The 12,774-nt window shown below is 67.1% G+C and carries 10 protein-coding genes; all 10 read right to left on the bottom strand.

Features of this window, described 5'->3' with window-relative positions; genetic code table 11:
- Positions 1–47 precede the first annotated feature (47 nt).
- On the bottom strand, positions 48–1,133 hold the full coding sequence (gene rsgA / locus QQK43_RS02025; RefSeq protein WP_284306451.1) for a ribosome small subunit-dependent GTPase A: 1,086 nt from the start codon (positions 1,131–1,133) through the stop codon (positions 48–50).
- Positions 1,133–1,513 (bottom strand): hypothetical protein, encoded by a 381-nt coding sequence (locus QQK43_RS02020; protein WP_234266479.1) that lies wholly within the window; start codon positions 1,511–1,513, stop codon positions 1,133–1,135. The genes rsgA and QQK43_RS02020 overlap by 1 nt, the downstream gene beginning before the upstream one ends.
- 109 nt (positions 1,514–1,622) lie before the next feature.
- Positions 1,623–3,383, bottom strand: a complete 1,761-nt coding sequence (locus tag QQK43_RS02015) for an FTR1 family iron permease (RefSeq protein ID WP_284306449.1) — start codon at positions 3,381–3,383, stop codon at positions 1,623–1,625.
- A 31-nt stretch (positions 3,384–3,414) separates the two neighbouring features.
- Positions 3,415–4,689, bottom strand: coding sequence for an iron uptake transporter deferrochelatase/peroxidase subunit (gene efeB / locus QQK43_RS02010; RefSeq protein ID WP_284306447.1), 1,275 nt, complete (start codon positions 4,687–4,689; stop codon positions 3,415–3,417).
- Between the two features lie 114 nt (positions 4,690–4,803).
- Positions 4,804–5,667, bottom strand: coding sequence for an iron uptake system protein EfeO (gene efeO, locus QQK43_RS02005; RefSeq protein ID WP_284306444.1), 864 nt, complete (start codon positions 5,665–5,667; stop codon positions 4,804–4,806).
- Between the two features lie 134 nt (positions 5,668–5,801).
- The gene (locus QQK43_RS02000) at positions 5,802–6,347 is read right to left on the bottom strand and encodes a hemerythrin domain-containing protein (RefSeq protein WP_284306442.1); all 546 of its coding nucleotides are present in this window, start codon (positions 6,345–6,347) and stop codon (positions 5,802–5,804) included.
- A gap of 182 nt (positions 6,348–6,529) precedes the next feature.
- Positions 6,530–7,495 (bottom strand): DUF808 domain-containing protein, encoded by a 966-nt coding sequence (locus tag QQK43_RS01995; protein WP_234266484.1) that lies wholly within the window; start codon positions 7,493–7,495, stop codon positions 6,530–6,532.
- A gap of 60 nt (positions 7,496–7,555) precedes the next feature.
- Entirely contained in the window at positions 7,556–8,380 is an 825-nt protein-coding gene (locus QQK43_RS01990; RefSeq protein ID WP_284306440.1) for a phytanoyl-CoA dioxygenase family protein, read from the bottom strand.
- Positions 8,377–8,649 carry a DUF2164 domain-containing protein gene (locus QQK43_RS01985; protein WP_284306439.1) on the bottom strand — a complete coding sequence of 91 codons (273 nt, stop codon included), beginning with the start codon at positions 8,647–8,649 and terminating at the stop codon, positions 8,377–8,379. The genes QQK43_RS01990 and QQK43_RS01985 overlap by 4 nt, the downstream gene beginning before the upstream one ends.
- A 25-nt stretch (positions 8,650–8,674) precedes the next feature.
- Positions 8,675–12,694: a phosphoribosylformylglycinamidine synthase gene (purL, locus tag QQK43_RS01980; RefSeq protein WP_284306438.1), complete on the bottom strand. Its 4,020-nt coding sequence runs from the start codon at positions 12,692–12,694 to the stop codon at positions 8,675–8,677.
- Positions 12,695–12,774 lie beyond the last annotated feature (80 nt).

Below are 12,774 nucleotides of genomic sequence, written 5' to 3'. Positions count from 1 at the left end.
AAGGGTCGCCCATTATGGCCAGCTGTGGCAGGAGCGGGCGTCCTCACTCAGTCATCGTCGTGCGCGCGCGAGAAACTCTTCTTGGCCGACTTGACGTACTTGCCGAAGGCCTTGTCCTTCTGCCGCCGCCCGGCGGACGACAGCTCGTAGAAGGCGTTCTCCTCGCGCAGCTTGAGGTAGTTGGCGAGGTGGCCGGGCTCGATCTCGCCAGCCTGGACCGCGGCGCGCACCGCGCAGCCCGGCTCGCCGCTGTGGCTGCAATCCGCATAGCGGCAATCGGCGGCGCGACGCGTGATGTCCGAGAAGCTGCCACCGGCCTCCACGTCGGCATCGATCAGGCCGAACGCCCGCATGCCCGGGTTGTCGATCACCAACGCACCGTTGTCCAGCGCCACGAGTTCGCGCCGCACCGTGGTGTGCCGCCCCTCCCCGGTGTGGCTCACCACCGCCGTGAGCTGCGCGCTGCGCCCCAACAAGGCATTGATCAAGGTGCTCTTGCCCACCCCCGATGAGCCCACGAAACAGTAGGTCTGGCCCGACAGCAGGCGGGCACGGAACGCCTCCACCCCATCCTGCGAGAGCTGGCTCAGGGGCATGACCGGCGCATCGACGCCCATGGCATGAATCTGCGCCAGCTGCGCGGCCAGTTCCTCCGGTGTGACCAGGTCGGTCTTGGTCAGCAGCACCCAGGGCTGGGCTCCGCCGTCGCGCACCATGACCAGGTAGCGTTCGAGCCGGTTCGGGTTGAAATCGAAATGGCAGGACTGCACGATGACCACGGTGTCCACGTTGGCCGCGATCAGCTGCACCTCGCCCATGCCTCCGACGCCACGCCGGCGCAGCACCGTGCGCCGCTCCAGCACCGCCTGGATCAGGCCCTCACCGTCATCGCGGCCACCGCGCGCCACCAGCACCCAATCGCCCACACAGGGCCACTGCGCCGGGTCTGGCTGATGGAACACGAAGCTGCCCGACAAGCGGGCCGAGAAGGGAGCGCTGCCGTCCGTCAGCACCAAGCGGTCGCGATCCACGGCCACCACGCGGGCCGGCGCCAGGTCACTGGCGTCGGGCCAGCGCGCCCATTGCGCCGCCAGCGCCGCGCTCCAGCCCAGCTTTTGCCACTCCGTGTTCATCACAGCTCCTCCCTTGCTTCCAGCAGCAACTGGCGAATGGTCACCCCTTTCACCACCGCCTGAGCGCGAATGCGGATGCCCTGCCCGGCTTCGAGCCGAAGCCGCTGGTGATAGTCCAGCCCATCGGTCTGACCGGGGTTGTGCGCCGGGATCCGCCGGCTCCACTGGCGCCGGCTGTCGACCTCGACCGACAGCTCCAGCCAGACGTCCTCGCCCACGGCAGCCGGCACGTCCACCAGCAGGCTGGCGTCCACGTCAAACACGCGGACCCGGTGATTGAGGCCGGGAATGTCGAGCACCGCCACCGGGTCGCGGGTGTCGGTGCGCCAGTGTTCCGGGGCGCTGTGGGCGGTGGACAGGGCAGACGGCGGGGATTTCATCGGGGCCCGACTGTAGCCCACCACCCGACCCCCGCGCACAGTGAGGGCCCAAAACCCGTGCAGGACCGGGGCGCAGGCAACGCCCCGGTCCTGATCCTGGTGACTGGGCTCAGGCGACCGGCTTCTGCTGCGGTCGGGAAGCGGCCCCCGCCGGGTGGTGGGTGTGGCTGCGGCTGATGACGACCTGGATCGCCACGATCACCACGATGTAGACCGCTTGCGCGAGCAGGGTTTCGCGCGTCGGGTACAGGCCCAGCGCCGGGCTTTCCAGCCACGGCGCCTGCAACGAGGTCATGCGCAAATGGCCCGTGAGTTGCAGCGCGTGCAGGCTCACCCCCAGGATCTTGAAGCCCAGGGCGTAGATGACCCAGGTCAGGACCTTGAACATGCGGGCAATCGGCAGCCGGTAGCTGGTCCGGAACAGCACCACCGCGATGAGCGCCAGCAAGGCCACGGCCATCAGGATGCCGCTCAGAAAGTCCTGCGCACTGATCTTGGGCAGGATGCCGGCGTAGAACAGGATGGTTTCAGCGCCTTCGCGGAACACCGACAGGAAACTCAGCCCGAACAGCGACACCAGGCTGCCGGTCGTCAAGGCCCGGCCCATGTGGCGCTGGATGTAGCGGTTCCAGGCCTGCAGGCTGGATTTGCTGTGCAGCCAGGCGCCCACCATCAGCATCATCAGCACGGTGAACACACCCACCACGCCTTCGATCATTTCACGGTTGCTGCCGGCGGTGGCCACCGGGAACAGGCGCTGCAGGGCCACGGCGCCCAGCACGCTGGCCACCAGCCCGGCCAGCACGCCGCCATAGATCCACTTCTTGCCGGCGTCCTGGCGCGCGACGTTGAGGGCACTCACCAGCGCCATGACGATCAGCAGCGCTTCCAGGCCTTCGCGCAGCAGGATCAGCATCGCGTCGATCGCGGTGTAGCGGGCTTGCGGGTCGATCTGCGCCAGCTCGTCGATCAGCGCCTGCAGTTGCTGCTGTTGCGCGGGCTGGGCGGCGTGGGCCAGCACCACCGGCACCTGGCTTTCGACGCGGCGGTACAGATCGGGCGCGCGGGTGCTGACCTCGCCCTCGATGACCGGCCAGATCTCGATGAAGCGTGTCAGCTTGTCCTGCCCTTCCGGCAGGCGCCCCGCCTCGAAGTCGCTCAGACCCTCGCGCAGCAGTCGCACGCCGTCCGTCAGCGTGAACCTCTCCTGGGACACCGCCATGGCCTGGCCGCTGTGGTAGCTGTCGATGGCCTGCTGCAACTGGCCGGCCTGATGCCGCACCTTCTCCAGGTTGAGCGGCTCGGTTTCGATCGCCACCCGCATCAGCGCCAGGGCCGTCTCGATCGCGCCGTAATGCCCCATGCTGGTGTTGCGCACCACCCGTTCCGAGCCGAGCCAGACACCGTTGAAACGCTGGTAGGCCGCCCGCAGCGCGGGCGCGTCGCCGGCCCCTGCGCCAGCGATCGATTGCGCCAGTTGCTGCAGCGCGGGCGTGATCCTGCGCTTGAACTCCGCCCGCTTGGCCGTGTAGTCGACCGGGTTCTGTTCCTGCTCGAAGGCAAGCAGCGCGCTGGACAGAGCCGCCAACTGGGGCGGCGCGGGTTGGGCGATCGCCTCTTCAAGCCGCTGGCTCAGCACCTGGCCCTTTTCGGAATTCCGGGCGTCAAGGCGGTTGAAATCCTCGCGCAGGCGCAGCAGCTCGGCAGAGGCGGTGGGCGCATCGCCCTTCTTGGCCGCGCCCATCGCGTCCGAGAGCGTGACGAACAGGTGGTTCACCGGCAAGCGCGACGCGGTGTCCTGTGCCTGGGCCAGCGGCGCCGCCATCAGCATCGCCAGCGCCAGCCAGGCTGCGGCCAGGAGCCGCAGCACACAACTTCCTGAAAAACCGGGTTTCAAGACCTTACGCACGGGGCGACTCCAGCAAGGCCTGACCAAGGTATTCCCCCTCCCGGACACCGCCGAAGCAGGCAAACAGCCCGCTGCCGATGTGGGTGATGTACTCGTTCATGCGGTCGATGCGGCCGAGCGCCGACTGCACGCCGACGAACTGGCCGGGCGACTTCTGGAACGAGACGAAAAGCAGCCCGGCGTCGAACTGGCCCGTCACCGGATCGATGCCGCTCGCGTAGGAAAACGAGCGCCGCAGCAACTGGATGCCCGACCGCTTGGACAGGCCCATGTGCGAATTCTCGGGAATGACGTATTGGCCCTTGGCGTCGCGCGCCTGAACGTCGGGAGCGTCGAACTCGGCCTGCGCGCCCAGGGGAGCACCACTGGGGCGCACGCGCCCGAAGGTGTCTTCCTGCCCTTTGAGGCTGGTGCGGTCCCAGGTTTCCAGGTGCATCTGGATCTTGCGTGCCACCAGGTAGCTGCCGCCCTGAAGCCAGTTCGGCGTGTCGACCCAGATGAATTCGTCGGCCTTTTTCAGCGTTTCCTGGTTGGCCGTGCCGTCGCGGAAGCCGAACAGGTTGCGCGGCGTGTCTTCGCCCCGTTCGAAGGCGTTGAAGCCGGCCTGGCTCCACTTCATGGTCACCGACGAACGCGCCTGGCGCACCAGTTGCCGCACGGCGTGGAAGGCGACCTGCGGATCGTTCGCGCAGCTCTGGATGCAGATGTCACCACCGGACAGCACGGGCCGGATCTGGTCGCGCGGGAACGCCGGCAGGTCTACGAAATCGGCGGGCAACTGGTCCTGCAGACCCAGCTTTTTCAGGAACGACGGCGACACGCCGAAGGTCAGCGTGAGCTGGTAGGCGCCCAGGCTGTCCGCTTCGCCGGTGTCCACCGGCGGCACATGGGGGTTGTCGCCATAGGCCGCGATGTTGTCGCCCCGCGTCAGACGGCGCGCATAGTCCGTCCAGCGCTTGAACACGTCGCGCATTTCCTGAACGTCGCTGGTGTGCAGATCCAGCACCAGAAAGTAGATGTGGCGCTGGGCCGGCGTGACGATGCCCGCCTGGTGCTCGCCGTCAAAAGCGTATGGCGCCGCGGCGGCGGTTTCCGCGGCCGACGGACCGGGCCCGGTGGCGGCCGGGCTGGGTGCCGCTGGCGGGCTCTGATCGGAGCATGCGGCCATCAGGCCGCCAGCGACCGCGAGGCCGACCGAACCCGCTCCGAGCTGGTTCAGGAAATGCCGGCGCGCCGGCACGGGAAAAGATTGATCTTCGGACTTCATGGGGACTTTCTGGCCGAACGCCTGCCGAGAGAGCAGATCACCGGCGTTTTCAATGCAAAAAGGTGGTGATGCATCAGACACCACCACCTCGGACGGACATACCGGATGGCCGGCTTACTTCAGGATGACGCCCATTTGCGCCAGGGGCTCGCCCAGCTTGTTGACAGCCTCGGCCAGGGCCTTGGTGTCGTCCTTGGTCAGCGCGGTGTAGGACTTGTAGCCCTCGCCCGCCTTGTGCTGCGCCAAGAGTTCGTTGACGGCCTGGAACTTGGCCGTCAGTTCGGACACCAGTTCGGGCTGTTTGGCCTGCAGCTTCGGCGTGAACAGTTCAAAGATCTTCTCGGCGCCCTCGATGTTGGCCTTGAAGTCGTACAGGTCGGTGTGCGAGAAGATTTCTTCCTCGCCCGTGATCTTGCTGGTCGATACCTCGTTGAGCAGGTCCACGGCCCCTTGCACCATCAGTTCGCCCGTGACATCGGCGGTCGGGATCTTGGCGCGCAGTTCCTTGATGTCGTTGATGAGCTGGTCGGCCAGCGCTTCGGTTCCCTTGGTGGTGTTCTGGGTCCAGAGGATCTTTTCGATCGGGTGGAAGCCGGTCCACTTCTCGTCCTTTTCCAGATCGGCCTCGCGGTTGTCGATGCGCGGATCCAGATCACCGAAGCTTTCGGCGATGGGTTCGGAACGTTCATAGGCCATGCGCGTGGGCGCATACAGGCGCTTCGCCTCATCGACCTTGCCGGCCTTGAGCGCGTCCACGAACTTCTGCGTGTCGGCGAGCAGCGTATCGATCTGCCCTTCCACCCAGGTCTTGTAGGCGGTGGTTTCAGCCGACAGATCGACGGCCACCGGGGCTGCAGCCGGTGCTTCCACCGCAGCAGGTGCGGGGGCGGCAGGCGCTTCGGGAGCCTGCTTGCTGCAGGCGGCGATGGACAGGGCAATGGCAGAAAGCAGAAGAGCGGAAAGCGGAGTGCGGTTCATGTGGCCACCTGATGGCGTTGTCGAGACCCGCAAATCTTAACTCATATTGATAATAATTCGCGTTTAAGAAATGAATCGGTTTGATCTGGCTCAAAGCAGAAACAGAAAATGCGCCGCCGTGCGGCGCGCACCGATCAGATGTAGGCGTTCACGGGCGGGGCATGGCGCATGTGCAGGCTCATGCCCAGCGCGGCCATGTGGTTGGCGTTGCGCCCGAGAATGGTCTCGGACAGGGGCAGAAACTCCGCTTCTTCAAACCGGGCATGGGCCTGGTACTCGGCCACGAGGCGCTGCAAGTCGCCGACATCCAGCTCGCTGCCCTGCCCTTTGGCGACCTGTTTGAGCCCTCTTTCGAGGCTTTTCCACAGCCGTTCGATGGCCCGGTGTTCATCGGTCAGGCGGCGCGTCATGCTGCGGACACGCTCGACCTCTTCGCCGGGCTGGGCGCTGGCGAGCACCGCCGGGAAAAGCTCGCGCTCCTCCTCCAGGTGGTGCTCGAAGATGGCTTCGCGGAAGAATTCCAGCGACTGTTCGGCAATCTGCCGCGCGCGGGCGGCAGGCGCCAGCAAGGCCGGCAACTCGTCCAGAGCCGTCAGGCGCCGGAGAATGCCCTCGTGGCAATTTGAAAAATTGTCCAGAGGCGTGGCGGGTGCAACCGGGGCGGCAGCAGCAGCGTTCATGGGAATCCTCGCAAAGGCAGTTGATTTGCCGCCAGTCTAGGCAGCCTGCCGGGCACGGGCTTGATGCATGTCAAGCGCCCACGAAGACCACCGATCCCTGCCTTTTTTCGCCCTCTTCAAGCGCTTTCCCACTCGGCGCAACCGCGTGGCGGCCCGGCACCCGACGCCTGCGCTTCGTGGATTCAGTGCGCTGGCGCCCCACGCAGGCGCTGGAAGGTCTGGACGGCAAACACCACCGCAGCGCCAGCGATCAGGCCGGCCACACCACCGGTCAGGCTGCCGAGCAAGGTGCCCACCCAGCCCAGGCCGTGGGTGAAGGCCTCGACCGCATGCCCCAGCGCGGGCACGCCGTGCAGCAGGATGCCGCCGCCGACCAGGAACATGGCGGCGGTGCCCAGCACCGACAGCGCCTTCATCAGCCACGGAGCAAATGCCAGCAGGCCGCGGCCCAGTGCTCGCTGCCATGCGGCGCGCTGGCGGCTGAAGAACAGGCCGACGTCGTCCAGCTTCACGATGGCGCCGACCAGCCCATAGACGCCAGCGGTCATGAGAAGCGAAATGCCCACCAGCACGGCCACCCGCTCAAGGAAACCGGCGCTGGCCACCGCGCCGAGCGTGATGACGATGATTTCGGCCGACAGAATGAAGTCGGTGCGGATGGCGCCCTGGATCTTGGCCTTTTCGAACGCCACCAGATCCACCGACTCGTCGCCCAAGGCCTGCACGCGTTCGGCCTGCCGTGCCGCCTCGTCTTCGGGCGCATGGAAAAAGCGATGCAGCAGCTTTTCGGCGCCCTCGAAGCACAGGAACAGCCCCCCGAGCATGAGCAGGGGCGTGATCAACCACGGAATGAAAGCACTGATGGCCAGCGCCGCCGGCACCAGAATGGCCTTGTTCAGCAGCGAGCCCTTGGCCACTGCCCAGACCACGGGCAGTTCGCGATCGGCTTTCACGCCCGTGACTTGCTGGGCATTGAGCGCGAGGTCATCCCCGAGCACGCCAGCTGTCTTTTTGGCGGCCATCTGGGTCATGGTGGCCACGTCGTCGGCCATGGCGGCGCTCTTGCGGGCCGCGACCTTGGTCATGAGGGCCACGTCGTCGAGCACGGTGGCGATGTCGTCGAGCAGTACGAGCAGGCTGGTGGCCATGGATCAGCAAGGAAGCGTGGTGATGGACCTGACTCTAGCAGCCCGCCTGCGCCCAGGCCGTCAGGCAGATGGCCAGACCGTGGGAAACAGCGCATCCGCCATGGGGGCGCGGTCGGCCAGGCGCTGCGCCAGCCCCGGAAACGGCGGCGAGGTGCGCCAGCGGCGGGGCGCATGGACCGCGTCGTCGCCGAGGTAGCGGGCTGAAAACACGCGGCGCCGTACGCCGGGCCCCGTGCCGCTGCTGGCGTGCAGGCTGAGCATGTGGAAGGCCACACAGTCACCGGGCTCCAGGGCCCAGGCCCGCTGCGGGTAGCGGTCTGGCTCGGTATCGACCGGGGGCAGTTCGGCCAGCGAACCTTCGGGAAACCACTTGGCCTGCTGGTCGCGAAAGGTCCGCGGCATGTACCAGGTGCCAGCGTGCGAGCCAGCGACAAAGCGCAGCGTGCTGGCCAGCGGAACGGGATCGACGGGGATCCAGAAACTCACGTTCTGCCGGCCGTCGACGTTGTAATACGGCTGGTCCTGGTGCCAGGGGGTGGGCTGGCGCGTGCCGGCTTCCTTGACCAGCAGGTGGTCGTGGTACAGCCGCACGGTCCGGCTTTGCATGAGCTGGGCGGCGATGTGCGGCAGCGCCGAGGCGGTGAGGATGCGCCGGTAGGCCGGGTTGTCCTGCCAGGTGCAGAAGTCTTCGACGAAGCGGCCCGGGTCGTCGGGCTCGCTGGCCACCAGGGCGAGTGGACTCAGGTGCGCCAGGTTGTGCTCGATGCCCGCTTCCAGGGTGCGCAGATCGTCGGCATCGAACACACCGCGCAGCACGACCGCGCCATCACGGGCATAGTCCGCCACCGTGGCCGCATCCAGCGGGAACCGCCGAGGGGCTGTCATCGCGAGCGCCCGGGGTTCTGGCGCCGGCGCCAGTAGGTGAAGGCCTCTTCGTGCAGCTCGATGTCGAGGTCGGCCACACGCGCCTGCAGGCGCTCCTGCACATCGGCCACCGCCTGGTTGTAGATCACCGGCGCGATCTCTTCGAGAAAGAAGCCCAGCAAGCCGCCGGCCGCGATGTTGCCGATCCGCTCTTCCATGTTTTCATCGAAATAGCGCTGGATCGAGGCGATGGCCTCGGCCCGCGCGTCCTTGGGAATGTCGATGCTCATGGCGGTGTGGGCGGCGTTCGGTGCGTCAACCCACCCAGCGGCGCGCGTTGCGCCAGATGCGCATCCACGGGCTGGGGTCCGACGGGTTGCCGCTGGTCCAGCTCATCTGGAGGTTGCGGAACACGCGCTCGGGGTGCGGCATCATGGCCGTGAAGCGGCCGTCGGCGGTGGTCACTGCCGTCAGGCCACCCGGGCTGCCGTTCGGGTTGAACGGGTATTGCTCGGTGGCAGCGCCACCGTTGTCCACGAAACGCATGGCGGCGATGGCTTGCGCCGGGTTGCCTCGGTGTTTGAAGTTGGCAAACCCTTCGCCGTGCGCCACCGCGATGGGCAGGCGGCTGCCGGCCATGCCTTGCAGGAACAGGCTGGGCGATTCCAGCACCTCCACCATCGACAGGCGCGCCTCGAAACGTTCACTCTGGTTGGTCGTGAAACGCGGCCAGGCTTCGGCGCCGGGGATGATGTCGGCCAGTTCGGCGAACATCTGGCAGCCGTTGCACACGCCCAGACCAAAGGTGTCGGCGCGGCCGAAGAAGCCCTGGAACTGCTCGGACAGCAGCGGGTTGAAGGTGATGCTGCGCGCCCAGCCGATGCCGGCGCCCAGCGTGTCGCCGTAGCTGAAACCGCCGCAGGCGACCACGCCCTTGAAGTCGGCCAGCTTGGCGCGGCCCGACTGCAGGTCGGTCATGTGCACGTCGTAGGCCTCGAAGCCGGCCTGCGTGAAAGCGTAGGCCATTTCCACGTGCGAGTTCACGCCCTGCTCGCGCAGGATCGCAACCTTGGGACGGCTCAGGTTCAGGAACGGCGCGGCCACGTTGTCCAGCGGGTCGAAGCTCAGTGCCACGTGCAGGCCCGGGTCGGCGGGCTGGCCGGCGACCGCGTGTTCGCTGTCGGCACAGGCCGGGTTGTCGCGCTGCTGGTTGATCTTCCAGCTCACGCTGTCCCAGACCTGCTGCAGGTCGAACAGGCTGGCACTGAACACGGCCTTGGTGTCGCGCCAGACCTGCAGCTCGCCCTTGCCCACCTCGATGGACGAGGACGCCGGGCGGGTCTTGCCGACAAAGTGGCTGTACTTGGACAGGCCGTGCTCGCGCAGGGTCTCCATGACCGCGTTGCGGTCTTCCGTCTTCACCTGCAGCAGCACGCCCAGCTCTTCGCTGAACAGGGCCTTGAGCGTCAGCTCTTCGCGGCGGGCGCTGACCTGGCCGGCCCAGTTCTTGGCGTCGCCGCTGTCCATGCGGCTGTCGGAGATACCGTCGCCTTCGGTGACCAGCATGTCCACGTTCAGCGACACGCCCACGTGGCCCGCGAAGGCCATTTCGGCGGCGGCGGCCAGCAGGCCACCGTCGGAACGGTCGTGGTAGGCCAGGATCTGGCCCTGGGCGCGCAGCGCGTTCACCGCGTTCACGAGGTTGATCAGGTCCTGCGGGCTGTCCAGATCGGGCACTTCGTCGCCCGGCTGGCCCAGGGTCAGGCCCAGCACACTTCCACCCAGGCGGTTGCGGCCCTTGCCGAGGTCGATCAGCACCAGGGTGGTGTCTTCAAGGTCACGGTTGAGCTGCGGTGTGAGCGTGCCGCGCACGTCGGCCAGGGTGGCGAAGGCGGTGACGATCAGGCTCACCGGCGAGGTGACCTTCTTCTTCTCACCTTCAGCGGTCCACTGCGTGCGCATGGACAGGCTGTCCTTGCCCACCGGCACCGACACGTCCAGCGCCGGGCACAGCTCCATGCCGATGGCCTTGACGGTGGCGTACAGGTCGGCGTCTTCACCCGGTTCGCCGCAGGCCGCCATCCAGTTGGCCGACAGCTTGACGCGCGGTAGTTCGATGGGTGCGGCCAGCAGGTTGGTGATGGCTTCCGCCACCGCCATGCGGCCGGAAGCCGCGGCGTTGATCGATGCCAGCGGCGTGCGCTCGCCCATGGACATGGCTTCGCCGGCAAAACCGGCGTAGTCGGCCAGGGTCACGGCGCAGTCGGCCACCGGCACCTGCCAGGGGCCGACCATCTGGTCGCGGTGGGACAGGCCACCCACGGTGCGGTCGCCGATGGTGACCAGGAAGCGTTTGGACGCCACGGTCGGGTGGCTCAGCACGTCGATCACGGCCTTTTCCAGAGAGACGCCGGTCAGGTCCATGGGCTGGAACTGGCGCTGCACGGTCTTGACGTCGCGGTGCATCTTGGGCGGCTTGCCCAGGAGAACGTCCATGGGCATGTCCACGGGCGACTCTTGGCCCTCATCCACCAGCGACAGGTGGCGCTCTTCGGTGGCCACACCGACCACCGAGAACGGGCAGCGCTCGCGCTCGCAGAAGGCCTTGAACTGCTCCAGGGACTCGGGCGCGATGGCCAGCACGTAGCGCTCTTGGCTCTCGTTGCACCAGATTTCCTTGGGCGCCAGGCCGCTCTCTTCCAGCGGCACGGCGCGCAGGTCGAAGCGCGCGCCACGGCCGGCGTCGTTCACCAGTTCGGGGAAGGCGTTGGACAGGCCGCCCGCGCCCACGTCGTGGATGAACAGCACCGGGTTCTTCTCGCCCTGCGCCCAGCAGTGGTTGATGACCTCTTGGGCGCGGCGCTCGATCTCGGGGTTGCCCCGCTGCACGCTGTCGAAGTCCAGCGACGCGGCGTTGGTGCCGGTGGCCATGGAACTGGCGGCGCCGCCGCCCATGCCGATCTTCATGCCCGGACCGCCCAGTTGAATGAGCAGCGTCCCAGCCGGGAAATCAATCTTCTTCGTCTGCGTGGCGTCGATCTGGCCCAGGCCGCCCGCGATCATGATGGGCTTGTGGTAGCCGCGGGTCACGCCGCCGACGTCTTGCTCGTATTCGCGGAAGTAGCCCAGCAGGTTCGGACGGCCGAACTCGTTGTTGAACGCCGCGCCACCGAGCGGGCCCTCGGTCATGATCTGCAGCGGGCTGGCGATGTGCTCGGGCTTGCCGCCCGGCTGGTCGCTCATGCCGCCCCAGAGCTTGGAGACGGTGAAGCCGGTCAGACCCGCCTTGGGCTTGGAGCCGCGACCGGTCGCGCCCTCGTCGCGGATCTCGCCGCCTGCGCCGGTGGAGGCACCTGGGAACGGGGAGATCGCGGTCGGGTGGTTGTGCGTCTCCACCTTCATCAGGATGTGATGCTGCGCCGCTTCTGCCTGGTAGGCCGGGGACGCATTGCCACCGGCCTTGGCGACAAAGCGCTCCAGTTGGTGGCCTTCCATGATGGAAGCGTTGTCCGAGTACGCGACGATGGTGTGCTGCGGGCTGGTCTGGTGCGTGTGGCGGATCATGCCGAACAGGCTCTTGTCCTGCGCCACGCCGTCGATGGTGAACTGCGCGTTGAAGATCTTGTGGCGGCAGTGTTCGCTGTTGGCCTGCGCGAACATCATCAGCTCGACGTCGGTCGGGTTGCGCTTCAGGCCGTGGAAGGCGTTGACCAAGTAGTCGATCTCGTCGTCGGCCAGGGCCAGGCCCCAGTCGGTGTTGGCCTTTTCCAGCGCCTTCCTGCCCATTTCAGGGCCGCCGCTCAGCACATCGACGTGCTCCATGGGCGCGGGGTGCAGTTCGGTGAACAGGGCCTCGGCCTGGTTGCGATCGGTCGTCACGGCCTCGGTCATGCGGTCGTGCAGCGCGTCGGCCACGGCGCGCAGTTGCTCGTCGCTCAGGCTGGCCTTGCCCAGCAGGCCGTTTTTCAAACCGATGCGGAATTCCACCAGGCGCTCGACGCGGTGCAGCGCCAGCCCGCAGTTGCGGGCGATGTCGGTGGCTTTGGAGGCCCAGGGCGAGACGGTGCCCAGGCGGGGCATCACCACCAGGGCCGGGGCAGCGGCCTTCTCGGCGGCCAGGTGCAGGTCGGAGGCGGGTTCGCCATAGGTGAGCAGTTCGCCCAGGCGCTGTTCGGTGGCCGCATCCGGCGCCGCATCGAAGGCCGCCAGGTGCACGAAACGGGCCGACAGCCCGTTGATCTTGTCGGAAACGCCTTGCAGGCGGGGCAGGAGTTGCTGGAGCTTGAAGTCGCTGACGGCATTGCCGCCGTCGAAGAAGCGAAGATGCAGGGTCACGGTGGGTGGCCTTGGGGGTGGCGGGCGCGGGGCGGCCCGGGGGATGGGAATCCCACGATTTTACCCGCGACACCCGCGCT

The sequence above is a fragment of the Hydrogenophaga electricum genome (assembly GCF_030160815.1).
In the GTDB taxonomy this organism is placed as follows: Bacteria; Pseudomonadota; Gammaproteobacteria; order Burkholderiales; family Burkholderiaceae_C; genus Hydrogenophaga; species Hydrogenophaga electricum.
This window is presented reverse-complemented; position numbering and strand designations above follow the sequence as displayed.